Here is an 18,462-nt window from a genome sequence, read left to right as displayed (position 1 = left end):
GAGTTTCCGAAATGAAACAGATAAAAGAGCGGGGGAGAAAAATTGAAAAAAACCGCAATAATTATGGATTCTACGGGATATTTAACCAGTGATATTATTAAGGAATATGATATTCGTGTTGTCACATTGAATGTGAATATTGGCGACGAAACTTTTCAAGAAATCGACTTAACCAATAGGTCATTCTTTGGAAAGCTAGAGAAAATATCCGGTTCCTCAACCACTTCACAACCTGCGGTAGGTGCTTTCCTGGAAACTTATAAATCGGTGTTGTCTGAAGGCTATGACGAAATTATAAGTATTCATCTATCTCAAAAGATCAGCGGCACTTATGCCTCAGCCGTCATGGCAAAGGATTTGTTGGAAAATGCCAATATCCACATTTTTGATTCGGGTTCTTCAGCTTTAGGCTTAGGTTTATTGACCTGGGCAGCTGCAGATTGGGCAAGGGAAGGGTTTAATGCTCAAGAGATTTTGGGAAAGCTGGACACATTACGACCATTATGCGAACTTTATTTCATCGTCGACACATTAGAATTTCTTCACCGGGGCGGGAGAATTGGTGGAGCTTCGGCTCTTTTCGGAACTTTGCTCCAAATTAAGCCTATTCTCTACTTTAACAGTGAAGGGATTATTGATGTTTTTGAAAAAGTGCGCTCAAAAAATCGAGCATTGCAAAGAACCTATAAAGAGCTTGAACGAGCCTTATCCTCTAATAAGCCCCATCGGATCGCGGTGATTCATGTTGGAGCTGAGACTGAAGCGATCAGTATAGCTGAGGAACTCTCGCAAAAATACCAGGGTCAGGATATTCGAATTTTCGAGGCGGGTCCTGTCATCGCTACTCACGTGGGTCCGGGGGCACTTGGCCTTGCTTTCCATCCCTGGCCTCATTGACAGTAAAGGATGAAGTTATTTAGTCCGAGAAGGAATTGACAGTATATTTTTAATACTTTAAGTGAAGTATAGGCAAGATAAATAGTGGGATGATAGAGGCAGAGCCTTTTGTGGAGGTGTTAGCCCATGTTTAAAATCCCACGCCGATTGTTTTTCAAGGTTCAATATCCGACACTAAGACCTGGTGAACCCCTTGAATCTGCACAACTTGGCGATTTTTCCGATGAAGATATGCTTTTGACATCTTTAGATGATATTGAATGGGTAACTAATATTTTAGAACCGGAGCAGCAACGGGGGCCATCGGAAAATCCTTGATTCATTGTCTTGATTCTTAACTTTAGTGGACAGATAAAAAGTCTCAACCCTGTCATACGGGGCTGAGGCTTTTTGTGCATTATTCTGAAGATTTAAATTTTAATTGTACTCATATTTTAGAAGGAGTTACTGGAAATATAGGGAATACTATAATTAAAACTTTATTTCACAATTTAAAACTATTTGGTAAAAAAATAACTAGTTCATTTAATAAAATTTTCTGAATTTTTGAAGGAATTCAGTAAATTATGAAGAATACACTATACATTGTTTTGTCATAAGAAAATCGACAATGATCATATAGTGTGAATATGTAGAAGAAAAAATTATTGTGAAATTATACACAGTTTGAGATGAAATAGGAGATGAAGTCGATGAAAATTGCAGTTTCAGGTAAAGGTGGAGTCGGCAAGACGACATTTGCAGCTAATTTGGCTTATTACTTATCTGAACGGGGAATGAGAGTCCTGGCAGTCGATGCTGATCCGGATGCAAGCTTAGGAACAGTTCTAGGTATCTCGGAGGATGTTTTGAACCAGTTACGTCCCATCGTTGATATGAAAGAACTCATCGAACAACGCATGGGCGGAAGCGGTGCCTTTTATCCCTTGAATCCCCAGGTGGATGATATTTTGGATGATTACTCCGTGCAAGTGGGTGCTATACGATTTTTTCGTATGGGTAATGTCAAAGGGGGAGGTACAGCCTGCTATTGCAAGGAGAACAGCTTTTTGCATGCTTTGGTCAATTCCTTGATTCTTTCTGAACAGGATACCGTCATTTTAGATATGGGTGCCGGCATCGAACAGCTTACACGAGGAACTGCCCAAGGAGTTGATGTCTTAGTCATCGTAACGGAAGCCAGTACGGTAAGTGCTCATACTGTTCGAGTCATTCAGAAGCTTGCTCAAGAACTGGGGATCCCGAAAGTAGCTGTGATTGGCAACAAAATCCGCTCCACCAAAGACGAAGATTTTCTCAAAGCACAATTCACGGAAGATGAGTTACTCGGTTTGATTCCTTTTAGTGAAGAGCTGCTTGATATGTCTGTCCATACAGATGCTCCTTCTTTTCCAAAGGGTGCTCCAGGTTCCCAATTAGAATCTATCTATAGAAAATTAATAGAGAGGAGAGATACATAAAGCATAGGAGAGCACAATTGCATGGTGGAAAAATCTATAGGTCAAAAAGAGGAGGTTAAACAATGCCAAGATATCGGGACTTGACGCACACCTCACGGCCTTCCAACGCGCCCCGTGTGGTGGAACCCAAAAATCCATTGCGCACGACAGACCCAGGGACCATCGAGATGATGAAGGTTGCGCAGGAAAACAAACTTGAGACAGTATTTGATCGCTTTGTCGCCCAGCAGCCCCAATGTGGCTTCGGGTACAAAGGAATTTGCTGTCGTATTTGTCTTGCCGGACCCTGCCGGGTTAAAGCAGATGATGGACCGGCGAGCAAAGGTATTTGCGGTGCAACCGCCTATACCATAGTATCAAGAAATCTTGTCCGCATGATTGCAGGAGGAGCAGCGTCTCACTCCGAGCACGCAAGGCATGTACTTCACACGGCGCATGAGCTCGCCGAAGGAAAGACTAAAGACTATGAAATTAAGTCCCCGGAAAAACTTCATAAACTGGCCGAAAAACTGGGAATAGAGACGTTAAACAGAGATGATATGGAGATTCTTGGTGACGTAGCCGAATTAGCTTATGAAGATTTCGGCAGATATAAAGATCGTCCGGCAGCATTCCTTGACTCCTTCTTAATTGAGCAGCGCCGCAACAAGTTTAGAAATACCAATATCATGCCCCGTTCCATCGACGGTACGGTAACGGAACTTATGGCGCAAACTGCTCAAGGGGTTGATGCTGACCCTGTAAATATAATTTTCGGCGGATTAAAAGGTGCCCTCTCCGACTTAGTAGGGGAATATATCGGCACCAATCTCAGTGACGTCTTGTTTGGAATTCCTGAACCCATTGTTTCCGAAGCGAACCTGGGAGTTATCGATGAGAAAATGGTCAATATCGCCGTTCATGGCCATAACCCCGTCCTTTCAGAAATGGTTGTAGGGGCTGCCCGTGAGTTAAAGGCAGAAGCTCAAAAAGTAGGAGCAGAAGGGGTCAATATTGTCGGTATCTGTTGTACCGGTAATGAGCTGCTCATGCGTGAGGGGGTCTATCTGGCCACATCATCCGCTTCTCAGGAAATGGCTATTTTGACCGGTGTTCTCGATGCCATGGTCGTTGATATTCAATGTATTTACCCATCTGTTCAACAGTTGGCGGATTGCTATCACACCAAAATCATCACCACCGAGGCCATTATGAAAATTCCGAGTGCCCAGCACTTAGCCTTTAATTCCGAGACAGCGATGGAGGATGCTAAAAAGCTGGTAAGAACGGCTATTGAAGCTTACAAGAGAAGAGATCCCAAAAAGATTTCTCTCTCCAGTGAGCGTAATTCTCTCGTAGCCGGGTTCAGCATTGAAGCCTTAACCGATATTTTTGGCAAGATCAATCCTGAGCGTCCCTTCTCAGTCCTCACGGATGCTATACTGAGCGGACAGATCAAGGGTGTTGTTCAGATGGCCGGATGTAACAACCTCAAGCGTCAGCAGGACGAGTCCCATGTTGCCATTCTTAAAGAACTGGTGAAGAATGACGTCTTTGTTGTAGCTACAGGCTGCTCCGCCGGGGCCTTTGCCAAGATGGGCTTAATGAATTCGGAAGCTGTGGACCAATATGCCGGGGAAGGCCTGAAGAGCTTTATCAGACAACTCGAAGAAGCCAATCCCCAATTAGCCACTAAATTACCCTTGGTATTCCACATTGGATCTTGTGTGGATAATAGCCGTGGTATGGATTTACTTCAGCTTATGGCCAAAGAACTGGGTGTTGATACACCTAAGGTTCCTTTTGCTGCATCTGCTCCCGAAGCAATGCATGAAAAGGCTGTAGCTATCGGCTCATATTGTGTCTCTATGGGCATTCCTACCCATGTAGGCACCATGCCTTATCTGGAAGGCAGCGATCTCATCTATGGAATTGCGACCCAAATTGCTCACGATGTCTTTGGCGGCAACTTCATCTTCGAAGTGGATGAAAAGATTGCTGCACAAAAACTCTTAAATGCCCTTGAATATAGAAGCTGGAAACTTAGAATTCATAAGCAAACTGCTGAAAAATTCAATACAGCCATTGCCCAAGGGTGGTAAGGAAAGGAGGAAGTGATTATGTCCATGGAGCAAATTTACGCTGATGCGATCAAGGATCCCTCGAAAGAACCCAAAAAATTACTCCGTAAAGCCTACGATGGAACGATTACGGCCATGAGTTATGCAGAGATTCTTTTGAATCGTGCCCTTAAAGACTATGGCCCCGAACAGACGGTTGGCTATCCGGACACCGCTTACCACCTTCCGGTTATTACCTGTCTCTCCGGAGAAAAGGTGACCACACTGGGTGAGCTTGTACCTATTCTTAACCGCCTGCGGAATCAGGTCAAAACAGAATTAACCTTTGAGAACGCCCGCCTTTGGGGTGAATCCGTTCTCTATGCAGCGGAAGTGATTGAAATTCTTCACTATCTGCGCAACGATGAGCCCAAAGTAGCCCCCTGGACCGGCTTCCTGGGTGACCCCATTGTGCGTAAGCATGGGATCAAAATGGTGGACTGGACCATCCCCGGTGTTGCTGTTATTTTAGGCCGTGCAAAAGACTCCCCGTCAGCGAAGAAAATTGTCGACAACCTGATGGGTAAAGGCTTCATGATCTTCCTGTGCGATGAAATTATCGAGCAGCTTTTGGAAGAGAATGTTAAGATCGGTGAAGATTATATTGCTTTCCCCTTAGGAAATTTCACTCAGGTTATTCATGCCGTGAACTATGCCTTCCGGGCAGGATTGGCCTTCGGCGGTATTCCTGCCGGACAAAGGGAGCAGCATCGTGATTATCAGCATCGCCGGGTACGGGCTTTCGTACTCCACCTCGGTGAACTGGACGATGTAAAAGTGGCCGCTGAAATGGGAGCTATTTTCATGGGCTTCCCTGTTCTGACGGACCAGGAGTTAGGCGAAGAGATGCAGATTCCCGACTGGTATCTCTCCGAGCCTGATTATGAAAAAATTGTGCCTCTGGCACTTGAAGTACGAGGAATTAAGCTGACTAATATCGAGATTCCCATTCCGGTCAACTTCGGACCTGCCTTTGAGGGGGAAACCATCCGCAAAGGGGATACCTATGTGGAGTTCGGCGGCGGCAGAACCACTGCCTTCGAGCTGGTAAGCATGGTTGGAGCCGATGAGGTTGTGGACGGTCAGGTAACCGTTATTGGACCGGAGATCGATACGGTACCGGAAGGAAGTCGGCTACCGCTGGGAATTAAGGTGGATATCTATGGCCGTAAAATGCAGGAGGACTTTGAAGGGGTTCTGGAACGCCGAATTCACTACTTTACCAACTATGGTGAAGGAGTCTGGCACGTCGCTCAGCGTGATCTTTGCTGGGTGCGTATTTCCAAGGATGCTCGGGCCAAAGGCTTCCTAATGAAGCATATCGGCGAATTGCTGCTCGCTAAATTCAAGCAGGAATTCCCGGCTATTGTCGACCGGGTACAGGTTACCATCTATACGGATCAACAGGCCGTCGAGGAAAATCTTGTCAAGGCCCGGGAGCGTTATCGTGCACGGGATGCTCGCTTGAAGAGCCTGACCGACGAGAATGTGGAAGAATTCTATTCTTGCCTCCTCTGTCAGTCCTTTGCTCCCAACCATGTCTGTATCGTCAGTCCGGAACGGGTTGGTCTCTGCGGTGCTGTCAGCTGGCTTGATGCCAAAGCAGCCTTCGAAATTACCCCAACCGGTCCGAACCAGCCTATTCCTAAGGGTTTGGCTATTGATGAAGTCAAGGGAATGTGGCAGAGTGTCAATGACTATTTGCGGCCTTCTTCCAATAATACCCTTGAAGAGGTCAATCTTTATACCTTGATGGATCGCCCCATGACATCCTGCGGTTGCTTCGAGGCGATTATGGCCATTGTTCCCGAGGCCAATGGCTTGATGATCACCACCCGTGAGCATAGTGGCATGACACCTTGCGGCATGACCTTCTCCACACTAGCCGGAACGGTTGGCGGTGGTTTGCAGACACCAGGGTTTATGGGAATCGGACGCAGCTATCTTATTAGTAGGAAGTTTATCCCGGCGGATGGCGGCATCGCGCGGATTGTCTGGATGCCCAAAGAGCTGAAGGACTTCTTACGTGAAGACTTCGTTGCCCGTTCGGTGGAAGAAGGTTTAGGTGAAGACTTTATCGATAAGATTGCGGATGAGACCGTTGGTACGACGGTGGATGAGATCATTCCGTTCCTCGAAGAAAATGGACACCCATGCTTCAGCCTAGACCCATTAATGTAATAAGATAAAAAATAGGAGACAGAGCATCCTGCTCTGTCTCCGGTAAGAAAAAGTTATTTTGGAAAGGGGTCACTGTTATGGCTTTAACAGGCTTAGAAATTTATAAACAACTCCCCAAAAAGAACTGCGGTGAGTGCGGTACGCCTACCTGTCTCGCCTTTGCGATGGCATTGGCTTCCGGTAAAGGATCCTTAGATGCTTGCCCTTATGTCACCGACGAAGCTCGGGAAGCCTTGGATTCGGCATCGGCACCACCGATTAAGGCTATCAAATTCGGCAACGGATCGGTTATGGGAGATGAAACGGTTCTCTTCCGTCATGATAAAACTTTTTATCATCCTACCACATTGCTGATTGAGATTGCAGATACTTTATCCGCTGAAGAAGTTCAAGCTAAGCTTGATGAAATCAAGGGCTTGGAATTTGATCGGGTGGGGCTTCACTACACCATCGATGGAGTAGCTGTGGTCGATGCCTCCGGCTCTCCGGAACAATTTGCTAAAGCAGTAGCTCAAGTGGCTGCAGGAACAGAGCGTTCATTGCTTCTTTTAAGTGACAATGCGGATGCTCTTCAAGCGGCCTTGCCAGGAGTTGCTGATCGCAAACCCCTCATAGGCTCGGCTACCGAAGCCAATTATGAGGCGGTTGTCAACTTAGCTAAAGAACATAATGTTCCTGTTATTATCAAGGCTGAAGGCTTAGATGCCTTGGCCGACTTAGTGGAAAAAGCTCAAAAGCTTGGATATAAAGAGTTTGTCCTGGATCCGGGTGCCAGAACACCGAGCCAAACTCTTGCCAGCCTGACTCATTGCCGCCGTCTGGCGATTAAAAAGAAATTCAGACCCTTTGGCTATCCCGTTATCGCTTTCACCAGCAAAGCGGAGCCTTTAGCTGAGATTACCGAAGCCTCAACTTATGTGGCCAAATATGCCAGTGCCATTGTCTTGAAGGCATCGGCTAAGGCGCATATTCTGCCTCTGATGGCACTTCGTCAGAATCTGTATACAGACCCGCAAAAGCCCATTCAAGTGGAGCCTGTCTTGCATACAGTGGGTGAAGTCAATGAGAATTCCCCCATTTATATTACCACGAATTTCTCATTAACTTATTACAGCGTTGAGGGAGAAGTAGAAGCCAGCAAGATTCCCAGCTATATTCTTCCTGTTGATACTGATGGCACGTCTGTACTTACAGCCTATGCAGCCGGCAAGTTTGAGCCTGAAAAAATTGCCGACGTATTGGCGAAGAGCGGTGTAGCCGATAAAGTAAACCATCGTAATTTGATTATTCCCGGCTATGTAGCTGTTATCTCTGGAAAATTACAGGAAATTTCCGGCTGGAAAGTCATCGTTGGGCCTCGTGAATCCAGCGGTATTGTTTCCTTTACCCGGGCAATGTAAAGATACAACGGCAAGGAGGGGGGAGGAACACCATGGGAAAATTTCAAGTTACATTTATGCCAGATAATCGAGTGATTGAGGTGGAACAAGGAACCTCCCTGCTCAAGGCAGCTACTCAGGCAGGTATTTTTATAAAATCCAGTTGTGGTGGCAAAGGTACCTGCGGTGCCTGTAAAGTTACTGTGATATCTGGTGAAGCCAAGAGTGAAAGAACGGGAAATCTATCTCCGGAACAATTGAGCCGTGGAGTACGCTTAAGCTGCCACACTTTCGTTGAAGGAGACCTTACCGTTGAAGTCCCACCGGAATCGCGCCTGCAAGCACATCAGGTTCTCCTTGAGAATGCCAATTCAGCGCTGCTCAACGAAACCAGTAAAGATTTGTTAGCTTCTTATGGGTATCATCCTCTTGCTCGCAAGGTTAACATCCGTTGCGCTGAACCCACCCTAACGGATAATGCCAGCGACTGGGCCCGTTTGTCCATTGAGTTAAAGCGAGTACTTCAATCCGATAAACCTTTGACGATTCCCTTATCTGTATTGCAAACCTTACCAGAAACTTTGCGTCAAGCTCATTGGGACCTATCCGTTACTTTAACGGATTGTGAGTCAGGATACACGGTGATCCATGTGGAGCCTGCCAATGACCGGCCATGCTATGGGTTAGCAATCGATGTGGGTACCACAACAGTGGTCGTCTACCTGGTCAACCTGGATAGTGGCGAAATCGTGGATAAGCAGGGATCCTACAATAAGCAAGCCCAATTTGGGGATGATGTCATTTCTAGAATTGTCTATGCGGTTGAGAGTCAGGAGAGCCTGGCCGAAATTCAAAGGGCCGTAGTGGATACTGTCAATGTACTCATCGATGAGATGCTTAAGCGACAAAGCCTTACGGGCCAGGATATAGCCAGTGCGGTGATTGCCGGCAATACGACCATGTCGCAGCTTTTCCTGGGCATCAATCCGCGTTATATTCGCTTAGAACCCTATATCCCCACCGTCAATGCAACGCCTGAGGTATTAGCAAAAGAAATAGGGCTTAGACTTCTACCCGATGCACTTATTCACACCTATCCTTCGGTGGCCAGTTATGTAGGAGGGGATATCGTTTCCGGTGCCCTAGCCACAGATATGGCCAACTCCGACGAGATCATTTTGTTTATCGATATCGGAACTAACGGAGAGATCGTGCTTGGGAATAAGGATTGGCTTGTTTCTTGTGCATGCTCTGCCGGGCCATGTTTTGAAGGAGGAGGAATTCTTTTTGGCATGAGAGCTATGCCTGGTGCAATTGAACGAGTGGACATTGATCCTGAAACCCTTGATGTCAAGCTGAAAGTGGTTGGACAGATGGCGCCTGTTGGTATATGTGGCTCAGGATTAGTGGATTGCTTGGCCAAGCTGCGCAAGGCCGGAATTATCGATCGTGCCGGGAATTTCCAATTGGAACACTCTTCTCAATCGGCTCGGATCCGTGCCACAGAGGATGATAAAGAGTTTGTTTTAGCATGGGCCCATCAAGCAGGGGGAGACAAGGATGTAGTCATTTCCGAAAATGATGTGAAGAATCTCATTCGGGCTAAAGGAGCGATCTATGCCGGGATTCGTTCATTACTCCAAGCGGTAGCTTTGGAAATTGATATGATCGATCGAATCGTTATTGGTGGTGGATTCGGTAATTACCTCAATGTTCATGATTCGGTAGAAATAGGCTTACTTCCTGACTTGCCTCAAGAAAAGTTTGAGTTCATAGGAAATTCTTCTGTTAAAGGGGCACGCCTTGCCTTACTTTCACAGAAGGCTTGGAATGAGGCCTCTGATCTTGCACGCAAGATGACTTATATTGAACTGTCCATCGGGACGACCTTTATGGACGAGTTTGTATCGGCCTTGTTCTTACCCCATACTGATTTATCTCTATTTCCTTCTGTGGAAGGAACAATTTAAGAAGCATTGGAGGGAAGAATCATGACAAAATATGTTGCAGTTGCAGGTAAGGGCGGAGTGGGTAAAACAACCTTTACAGCTCTTTTACTGCGTCAAATGGTCAAAGGATTGCAGAGTAACTCCATTCTAGCGGTGGATGCAGACCCCAATGCCAACTTAAATGAAGCTCTTGGTCTCGAGGTCACAGCAACGATTTCCGAACTTCTCGAAGATACGAAAAACCCCAAAGCCATTCCAACAGGAATGCCCAAGGATGTTTTTGTGGAGTACAAACTCCAACAAAGTCTTATTGAGTCTCAAGATATTGATTTACTGGTTATGGGAGGGCCACAGGGTCCCGGTTGTTATTGCTATCCCAATGACCTGCTCAGAAAGTATCTCGAGACACTGGGGGACAATTATGATTATGTGACAGTGGATACGGAGGCGGGTCTTGAGCATATCAGCAGGAGAACCATTCCCCGTATCGACATGATGTTCGTCATTAGTGATTCTTCTGCACGGGGAATTCGCTCTGCGGGAAGAGTCCATGAACTGATTAAAGGACTGCGTTCCGCAGTGGACGAGGTCTACTTGGTGGTGACAAAAACCACAGAGGGAAGCCTGGATTCTTTGTCTGAAGAAATTGATAAGACTGGTCTTCAATTGATTGGGGATATTCCCCTTGATCCTATGGTCGTAACCCATGATTTGGAAGGGCGTCCGCTCTACACTTTGCCGGATGAGTCCCTTGCCGTACAAGCAGTGGAAAAGATTATGAGAAAAGCCTTTAAATGAAACTAGAGAGGAGAGAGGTTCAAATGGCCGTAGCCCTCGTCAAAGAAAGATATCAAAGTAAAGTTGGAGAAGTGGTCATCGGTGCAACCGCTGCTGAAGGCGGCACCCGCACTTCTGTTATTAAAGTAGGTGGAGACTCCACCCTCCCATTTCTTCATTTTGAAGGAAAGGTGGAGAATCGCGCTGCCATTGCCATGGAAGTCACCGATGTTCCACCCGCATGGAACGATGTTGTAAAGAGTCACTTTGGTGATGTCATCAATGATCCCGTAGCTTGGGCAAAGAAATGCGTTGAAGAATACAATGCCGATATGATCTATCTCAAACTGATCGGAGCTAATCCGGAGGGAGAAAATCGCAGCCCTGAAGAGTGCGCTAAAGTCGTGAAAGATGTCTTGGCCGCTGTTGGTGTTCCCTTAATCGTCATTGGGTGCGAAGATCCGGAAAAGGATAATGAAGTATTAGCTGCTGTTGCAGAAGCTACTTCAGGTGAAAATCTTTTAATCGGTATCGCTGAACAAGATAATTACAAATCCATTACCGCAGCTGCCATGGTGCACAAGCATAATCTTATCGCCCGTTCACCACTGGACATTAACATTTGTAAGCAGCTGAATATCTTGATCTCAGAAATGGGCTTGCCCCTGAACCGTATCGTGATTGACCCGATGATCGGAGGTCTGGGGTATGGTATTGAGTACGCTTACTCGATCATGGAACGGGCTCGGTTAGGATCCTTAGCCAATGATAAGATGCTGTCCATGCCGATGATTTGTACAGTGGGTTATGAAGCAAACCGTGCTAAAGAGGCCAATGCCTCTGCTGAAGAGTTCCCAGGCTGGGGAGATCTGAACGACAGGGCAATTCTCTGGGAAGTTTTAACAGCGACAGGTCTTTTGCAAGCCGGTGCCAGTATTCTCTTAATGAGAAATCCTGAAGCCGTTAAACTTGTCCAACAGAATATAGCCGATCTCATGGAGATGAACGCCTAATCGGATGGTTGATCTATCCAGTCGATACTGGTTATCGCTTAAATATGAAAGGACGTGGATCAATTGATTATTATTGGTGAACGGATTAATGGAATGTTTAAGGATATCGGAGACGCTCTTCGGAATAAAGATGCCAAGCCCCTCCAAGAATGGGCATTGAAACAGGAAGAAGGCGGAGCCCATTACCTTGACGTTAACTCCGGTCCGGCAGTTCCTAAAGAGGAGCGTCCTGAAGCCTATGAGTGGATGGTTAAGGTTATTCAAGAAGTCTCCAATTTGCCTCTGTGCCTGGATTCCACTAACTATGATGCTATTGAAGCCGGTTTAAAGTTTCTCAAACGCCCTGGCATGATTAATTCAGTTCCTGCCGAGCGTGACAAGATTGAACGGGTCTTCCCCATGGCGGTTCAATATAATGCAGCGTTAATTGGTTTAACCATGGATAAGGTAGGGATTCCCAAAGATGCAGAAAACCGCATTGCTTTTGCCATGGAATTGGTGGCTGCAGCGGATGAATTCGGGTTACCTACCGATGAACTCTATATTGACCCCCTGATCTTGCCTTGTAATGTTGCCCAAGAGCACGCACCTGAGGTTTTGGAAGCCATCAGAATGGTCAAAACTCTATCCAATCCAGCCCCTAAAACCGTTCTGGGCCTTTCCAACGTGTCACAGAAATCCCCGGATCGCCATCTGATCAATCGCACCTATTTAGCGATGGCTATGGCTGCCGGCCTCGATGCGGCGATTATGGATGCTAATGATGATGATTTGGTTGACGTTGCTGCAACCGGTCAAATTCTCTTAAATAAGAGCATCTATGCTGATTCTTATTTGAAGGTTTTCCGCCAGCGGTAAGGAAGTTCTCTTTTCCTTCGTTAATGGTGCCGTCAGCGGCATGCTTGGGAGAGCCCCTCACTCTTTTAGGGTGAGCTGGGCTCTCCTTTGTGTGCGCTATCGGGCTATCGGGCTATCGGGCTTTCAGGCAGACTAGGCGGCATTATTGATGGATGAAAAAGCTTGTCCGGGCGTGTAGCTTTACGCACAACGCTCACTCAATAGCTCCTGGGCTGGTCACTCGCTTTCTTAACAGCTTCACCAAACCTCAGGGTAATACCTGATGTTAACCATGGCTTCGCTACGTTAAGAAAGCTTCGTTGACCCGGCCGCCCTTCCGCTTAAAGAAAGCTTGGCTTATGGTGAGTGAAGCGAAGCAGAAGCCTTAGCAGCCTTATACACAGTGAAAATCCTTCGCTCTTGTGCGTAAAGCTACGCTTGCGGGTCTTTTTCAAGATAGCCGCCATGCCGCCGCTGCAGCGCCAGCGAAGGATGAAAAACTACTCGGGGTCGCGTAGCTGCACTGCTTAAGCCCGAAAGAGAACCCAAGGATTTTTCTTTAAGGCAGTGAACGGATTTAGGCGAGCAGGTAAGCAATCTTCGCGAAAGACTGCAGCGGAGTCGGGTTGGAAACAGGACGTTTCCAACCGGCTATGAGAACAAGTGCGAAAGCAGTGCTTTCGAGGAGCCGATTTAGCCGGGAACCCGACGCAGCGGAGGTCTTGAGCGATTAGATTGCTCCGCGCAGCTTATGAAGTGAACGCCGAAAGCAAAATCATGGAGACCCCGCTTTCAAACCATTTTCAGAACAGAAATAGACATACTCTGAAACCAAACCGCATAGCTATCATGGAAAAGATGTATGCGGAGGTGGACAGCCTTGGAAGCCTTTTTCAGAGATGATCAAGAAATCCGGGAATGGATCGATGTATTTGTTGAAAAATTACTCACTGTGAACCTGTTATCAGGAAATGAAGCTGATGGGGAATTTTATCAAGGCAAGCAAGCCATTGAAAAAATTGCGGCGGCATTTCAGGAGATGTTCGATTTACCGAAAGAACTACTTATGGATGGGATTCGCCAATTAGTAGAGCAAAGATTGCCGGACCATCGAGTTATAGATAATTTTCCTGATTTTTATCGGCTCATGAACGATATGATTAATGCAGGACTACAAAACATAGAAACACAGGAACCTGAGTATTTCCCTCAACAGATTGCTAATTTAAGAACCCTAGGGAATCAGGGGGAGGGTATTGCTACACCTAGTTCTAAAGTAGCTCTCAATGGGGGAGGCGTACAAACTAAGGAATTGGATTCTATCTTTTCATTAAGAGAGCATTTATTAAAAACCATGGATTCAGCACAAGCCATGGACCCGATAGAGTCCTTTGATGAAGCGCCTGTGATGGATTTGACTCAAGCCTCAGATTACGCCGAGAGTAATGAGGAGAAAGAAATTACTGATAGAATAGTATCTGAGGACATTCAAACTGACTCAAGCCTCAATGAGCCTTGTCCAAGTCAGATAAATAAAGGTGTCGACGATATAATCGACGAAGTAATGAACGAACCTCTATCAGATCCTATTTCTAAATCCCTTCATGAGCTTATAGATGAGTCCTTAAAACAACTCTTATTGGAATCTCATAGTGTCATTGATGAATATACCTTAGCCTATACCCAATCCGAAAATCTTAATCCTGATACACAAGATGAGCTTCTTGAAGAGACCGTGCCAGCTCTAAGCGTCTTGACAGGTATGCCACAAGAAAAGGAATCGGAGAAGAGCAATAGTGTTCTTCTTTCAAGGGATCCTTTTCGTTTTAATTCAAATAAAAGAAAAGATAATAAAGTTGTGGCTGATTCTGCGGCTAAACCTACAGCTAAACCTGCAGCAACACCTCAGCAAATTCCCCAGGGTGGTAAAGCCCTTGCTCAAGTCTTAAAATTTCTCTGTGGTGACTCATTCATTCAATGGAATGTCTCGGTTGATGAATATAGCTTCTTGGCTAAGGTGAATACCTTATTAATTCAGGTGATACCTGAGGATTCGATTTCTTTGGATGAGAGTCTTATAAAAGAGATTACTTTAAAAATGAAAAAACAAGGTTATAAGGTTTTTACCTGCAGTCACGAGGATTTACTTTATCCACGACGTTTAGAACGGGGAATTCGACGCATAATACGGTAAAATATTGAATTTTCAGCACCCCTTTTGCTTTAAATTAGTAGGAGATTATAGAAATCATGTCGAATACTATAAAGAGCAAATGGTAGTGGTGAAAAGAGGGACGAGAGTGACAGACCGATTGGGTCTCATAATGAGCAATACTTTAAAAGCTATTGAGACAAGTAAAGAAGAAATTTTTTACATAGCAGAATCTACACATGCAGAAACCCAGCGGCTTATTCAAGAGCTTGAACAGCTCAAAGATGAAATTACCCATACCATAACAGAGGTGGATAAATATCAAAAATTAGAACGTCAGCTTCGCCAACGTTTAATGGAAGTAAGTAGAGATTTTGGCAATCACTCTGAGAAAGAGATGATGGACATCTATACGAAAACGAAAGATGTCCAAGTTCAACTACAACTCACGCAATCAAAAGAAATACAATTGCGTGCCCGTCGGGATGAAATTGAACGTTCTCTAAAGCAGATGGAAAAGACTATTGAACGAGCCGAGAATTTACTCAATCAAGTAACCATGGCTATTAATCTTTTACATGGTGGAATTTCCGAATTAAGTCAAAATAATAATCCAGAGAACATGCAAGAAATAGCCCAAAAGATTATTCGTGCACAAGATGAAGAGAGACGACGGGTTGCCCGAGAGATCCATGATGGGCCGGCTCAAAATCTTGCCAATATTGTTTTGCGATTAGAAATAGCTGAAAAACTGCTCGCATTGGATCCAGATCGAGTGCGAGCAGAAATAGCGGACCTTAAAGGATTAGTCCGTTCAAACTTGCGTGATATTCGACGCATTATCTTTGACTTGCGCCCCATTGCTCTAGATAATCACGGGTTTATTTCTGCTCTCGAAAAGTATTTAATGAATTTCCAAGAAACCTACCACATAACCTGTGATTTTAAGATTTTCGGTAAAGAAAAGCACTTATTACCTGCAGTGGAGGTAGCTCTTTTTCGTTCGCTTCAAGAAGGAATGACGAATATTGCGAAGCATGCCCATGCAGATTGGGCCAGGGTCCTTATAGAGTATGAGGAATCTCAAATTATAGTTCAAATAACTGATCGCGGGATCGGATTTGATGTGGAGGAGGCACTTTCCAATCCGGGCGATCATTTTGGGCTGGTGGGGATGAAAGAGAGAATTGAGATGTTCAATGGCCAAATGATTCTTTCGTCATCTCCCAAAAAAGGAACTACAGTGAAGATCATTATGCCGAATTATGAGGAGGGATGGGAATGATAAGAGTAGTTATAGCAGATGATCATCCACTCCTTCGCGAGGGATTAAGACGAATTCTTGAATTTGAAGAAGGAATCCAAGTTGTCTGCGAAGTAGGGGATGGCCAAGGTGCGATTAATATTACACGCACCTTGGATTTTGATATTTTGTTAATGGACTTAAATATGCCCGGCGTTAATGGCTTGGAAGCCTGTCGTGTCATTCGTCGTGAGAATGAGAAGATTGGAATTCTTGTCCTGACTGTAGATGATTCTGATGAAAAAGTATTTCAAGTTCTTCAATTAGGAGTCGCCGGCTACTTATTGAAAGATGTGGATCCCAAGACTTTGATCGATTCCATTCGCAAAGTTTATGCAGGTCAGCCGATTCTTTCTCCTGCAGTGACTGGTAAATTACTGGGTCAACTTGTTCATCCGTCCCAGAGCAGGGATACCTGTGGATTAAGTGATAGGGAATTACAAATCCTAACCTATGTCGTTAAGGGAGCATCTAATCGCGAGATTGGACATGCCTTGTTTATCAGCGAAAAAACAGTCAAAAATCATCTGTCAAGTATTTTTCGCAAATTAGAGGTGGACGATCGTACCCAAGCTGCCCTTAAAGCAGTAAGACTTAAGCTGGTTCAACTGGATTAAGAGATGGGTTAAAAGGAAAAAAAAACGAAATTTTAGCTCTGTACTTAATGGGTTTAATTATTGCTTTGAAATAGGAGGATTTCATGAAAATATATTTCTTTGGTGCCGCTCAAGTGGTAACCGGATCATCTTATCTGGTTGAATCCGAAGATTATCGAGTTCTGATTGATTGCGGACTTTTTCAAGGCTCAAAAGCGTTAAAAGAGCTGAATTATGGCGATTTCCCCTATAACCCTGCAGAACTTAACGCCGTTATATTAACCCATGCCCATACGGATCATTCAGGCTTGATTCCTAAGCTCATTAAGCATGGTTTTCATGGAAAAATTTATGCTACCCCAGAAACAATTAAATTGTGCTCGGTCATGCTTCCGGACAGCGGTCATATTCAAGAGATGGAAGTTGAGCGCAAAAACCGTAAGTTAACACGAGCAAGCAAGAATTTATTAACACCCATTTATACTGCCCAAGACGCACTGGATTCCATTAAATTCTTTACACCAGTTGAATACAATCAAAGTACCCAACTTTCTCCCGAGATAAGTTTTACTTTTCATAATGCTGGCCATATCTTAGGTTCGGCCTATGTTCAAATGACGGTTAAAGAAGGGGGCCTTCATAAGACTCTCGTATTCTCCGGGGATGTGGGGAATTCTGAACAACCTTTTATCGAGAATCCCAGTATTATTTGCGGCGGGGATATTGTCATTGTTGAAACAACCTATGGAAATCGCCAACATGAAAATAAGAGCAATCGCATCCAGCATTTGGCTGAAATCATTCGAGAAGCTCATCAGGCAGGAGGTAACCTTGTCATTCCAGCCTTTGCTATCGAGCGTACTCAAGACCTTTTGTATTATATACGTAAATTGCAGACCCAAAACGAGATTCCGGTAATGCCCATTTATGTTGACAGCCCATTAGCCATTGCAGCCACAAAGATTTTTCAGGAAAATCCTCAGAATTTTGATCAAGAGACTCTGGATATGATCCAAAGGGGTGAGCACCCCTTATTAATGCCCAATGTCCATTATAGCTTATCTGCAGAGGATTCTATGGCGATAAACTCTATTGAGGGCGGTGCAATTATCATTGCAGCCAGCGGAATGGCTGATGCGGGACGGATTAAGCATCATCTCAAGCATAATTTATGGCGGGAAAATGCCACCGTTTTATTTGTAGGCTATCAAGCCCAGGGAACTTTGGGACGAAGAATTATCGAGGGAGTCAAAGAAGTGACCATTCATGGGGAAAAGGTGGCTGTACATGCAAATATCCGTCGCATGGAGGGTTTATCCGCCCATGCGGATCAGCCCCAGCTCTTGGAATGGTTGTCTTGCTTAGGTGAACAGGCCGAAAACATCATCTTGGTCCACGGTGAACCTGATGTCCAAAGAGCTTTTGCTCAAAAAATCCAAGAAAAGTTTGGAAAAATCCCGTGGATCCCTCAACTGGGCGAAGCATTAGAAATCAAGGATAGGGAAATCATCCCCTATCCACCCTCAAAACCTTGGCTGAAAGTCATCGAGGAGGAAGCCCAGCTGTCCTCAGAAACCAGAGAATCCACAGCTAAGACCAGAGTGGATATGACACAGCTTCCTCCTTTAAGCAGAGGAAAATCCAGTCAGTCTAAGATTACTCAAGCACAGATTAATAAGGCAATGCAGCGACTTCGACATCGCTTAAAGGTCCTGGTGGATAACGGAAAGCGGTCGAATAATCTTGAGCATACATTATGTGTTATCGATGCGATCTCCCGTTGGCTTGATGATATGGACAATAGGAAAAAGAAATAGCA

14 protein-coding genes are annotated in these 18,462 nt (G+C 45.1%); all 14 read left to right on the top strand.

Features of this window, described 5'->3' with window-relative positions:
• The first annotated feature begins 42 nt into the window (after window positions 1-42).
• The 14 genes from DESPCE1_RS0111085 (at window position 43) to DESPCE1_RS0111020 (ending at window position 18,460) form a co-directional block, all read left to right on the top strand.
• Entirely contained in the window at window positions 43-897 is an 855-nt protein-coding gene (locus DESPCE1_RS0111085; RefSeq protein ID WP_014794091.1) for a DegV family protein, read from the top strand.
• A 126-nt stretch (window positions 898-1,023) separates the two neighbouring features.
• Entirely contained in the window at window positions 1,024-1,215 is a 192-nt protein-coding gene (locus DESPCE1_RS0111080) for a hypothetical protein (protein WP_014794090.1), read from the top strand.
• 374 nt (window positions 1,216-1,589) lie between these two features.
• Window positions 1,590-2,357: a P-loop NTPase gene (locus DESPCE1_RS0111075; RefSeq protein ID WP_014794089.1), complete on the top strand. Its 768-nt coding sequence runs from the start codon at window positions 1,590-1,592 to the stop codon at window positions 2,355-2,357.
• Between the two features lie 62 nt (window positions 2,358-2,419).
• A complete protein-coding gene (gene cooS / locus DESPCE1_RS0111070) occupies window positions 2,420-4,438 on the top strand; it encodes an anaerobic carbon-monoxide dehydrogenase catalytic subunit (protein WP_014794088.1) in 2,019 nt (672 codons plus the stop codon).
• 18 nt (window positions 4,439-4,456) lie between these two features.
• Window positions 4,457-6,637, top strand: a complete 2,181-nt coding sequence (gene acsB / locus DESPCE1_RS0111065; protein WP_014794087.1) for an acetyl-CoA decarbonylase/synthase complex subunit alpha/beta — start codon at window positions 4,457-4,459, stop codon at window positions 6,635-6,637.
• Between the two features lie 77 nt (window positions 6,638-6,714).
• Entirely contained in the window at window positions 6,715-8,037 is a 1,323-nt protein-coding gene (gene acsC, locus DESPCE1_RS0111060; protein ID WP_019850505.1) for an acetyl-CoA decarbonylase/synthase complex subunit gamma, read from the top strand.
• Window positions 8,038-8,069: 32 nt separating this feature from the next.
• Complete coding sequence (locus tag DESPCE1_RS0111055) at window positions 8,070-9,986, top strand: ASKHA domain-containing protein (RefSeq protein WP_014794085.1); 1,917 nt, start codon at window positions 8,070-8,072, stop codon at window positions 9,984-9,986.
• Window positions 9,987-10,007: 21 nt separating this feature from the next.
• The gene (locus DESPCE1_RS0111050) at window positions 10,008-10,763 is read left to right on the top strand and encodes an AAA family ATPase (RefSeq protein ID WP_014794084.1); all 756 of its coding nucleotides are present in this window, start codon (window positions 10,008-10,010) and stop codon (window positions 10,761-10,763) included.
• Between the two features lie 23 nt (window positions 10,764-10,786).
• A complete protein-coding gene (locus DESPCE1_RS0111045) occupies window positions 10,787-11,755 on the top strand; it encodes an acetyl-CoA decarbonylase/synthase complex subunit delta (protein WP_014794083.1) in 969 nt (322 codons plus the stop codon).
• 63 nt (window positions 11,756-11,818) lie between these two features.
• A complete protein-coding gene (locus DESPCE1_RS0111040; protein ID WP_014794082.1) occupies window positions 11,819-12,613 on the top strand; it encodes a methyltetrahydrofolate cobalamin methyltransferase in 795 nt (264 codons plus the stop codon).
• 859 nt (window positions 12,614-13,472) lie between these two features.
• Entirely contained in the window at window positions 13,473-14,786 is a 1,314-nt protein-coding gene (locus DESPCE1_RS0111035) for a hypothetical protein (RefSeq protein ID WP_014794081.1), read from the top strand.
• Window positions 14,787-14,865: 79 nt separating this feature from the next.
• Window positions 14,866-16,029, top strand: coding sequence for a sensor histidine kinase (locus DESPCE1_RS0111030; RefSeq protein ID WP_371200515.1), 1,164 nt, complete (start codon window positions 14,866-14,868; stop codon window positions 16,027-16,029).
• Window positions 16,026-16,664, top strand: a complete 639-nt coding sequence (locus tag DESPCE1_RS0111025; protein ID WP_014794079.1) for a response regulator transcription factor — start codon at window positions 16,026-16,028, stop codon at window positions 16,662-16,664. Before DESPCE1_RS0111030 ends, DESPCE1_RS0111025 begins: the two co-directional genes overlap by 4 nt.
• An 83-nt stretch (window positions 16,665-16,747) precedes the next feature.
• Window positions 16,748-18,460: an MBL fold metallo-hydrolase RNA specificity domain-containing protein gene (locus DESPCE1_RS0111020; RefSeq protein WP_014794078.1), complete on the top strand. Its 1,713-nt coding sequence runs from the start codon at window positions 16,748-16,750 to the stop codon at window positions 18,458-18,460.
• The last annotated feature ends 2 nt before the right edge of the window (window positions 18,461-18,462 follow it).

This window comes from Desulfitobacterium sp. PCE1 (assembly GCF_000384015.1).
Lineage (GTDB): Bacteria > Bacillota > Desulfitobacteriia > Desulfitobacteriales > Desulfitobacteriaceae > Desulfitobacterium > Desulfitobacterium dehalogenans.
This window is presented reverse-complemented; position numbering and strand designations above follow the sequence as displayed.

Bases quoted from the DNA above. Each gene is read 5' to 3' on its own strand.
- DESPCE1_RS0111080 (WP_014794090.1), top strand. From the start codon at position 1,024: ATGTTTAAAATCCCACGCCGATTGTTTTTCAAGGTTCAATATCCGACA.
- DESPCE1_RS0111075 (WP_014794089.1), top strand. From the start codon at position 1,590: ATGAAAATTGCAGTTTCAGGTAAAGGTGGAGTCGGCAAGACGACATTT.
- cooS (WP_014794088.1), top strand. From the start codon at position 2,420: ATGCCAAGATATCGGGACTTGACGCACACCTCACGGCCTTCCAACGCG.
- acsB (WP_014794087.1), top strand. From the start codon at position 4,457: ATGTCCATGGAGCAAATTTACGCTGATGCGATCAAGGATCCCTCGAAA.
- acsC (WP_019850505.1), top strand. From the start codon at position 6,715: ATGGCTTTAACAGGCTTAGAAATTTATAAACAACTCCCCAAAAAGAAC.
- DESPCE1_RS0111055 (WP_014794085.1), top strand. From the start codon at position 8,070: ATGGGAAAATTTCAAGTTACATTTATGCCAGATAATCGAGTGATTGAG.
- DESPCE1_RS0111050 (WP_014794084.1), top strand. From the start codon at position 10,008: ATGACAAAATATGTTGCAGTTGCAGGTAAGGGCGGAGTGGGTAAAACA.
- DESPCE1_RS0111045 (WP_014794083.1), top strand. From the start codon at position 10,787: ATGGCCGTAGCCCTCGTCAAAGAAAGATATCAAAGTAAAGTTGGAGAA.
- DESPCE1_RS0111030 (WP_371200515.1), top strand. From the start codon at position 14,866: ATGGTAGTGGTGAAAAGAGGGACGAGAGTGACAGACCGATTGGGTCTC.
- DESPCE1_RS0111025 (WP_014794079.1), top strand. From the start codon at position 16,026: ATGATAAGAGTAGTTATAGCAGATGATCATCCACTCCTTCGCGAGGGA.
- DESPCE1_RS0111020 (WP_014794078.1), top strand. From the start codon at position 16,748: ATGAAAATATATTTCTTTGGTGCCGCTCAAGTGGTAACCGGATCATCT.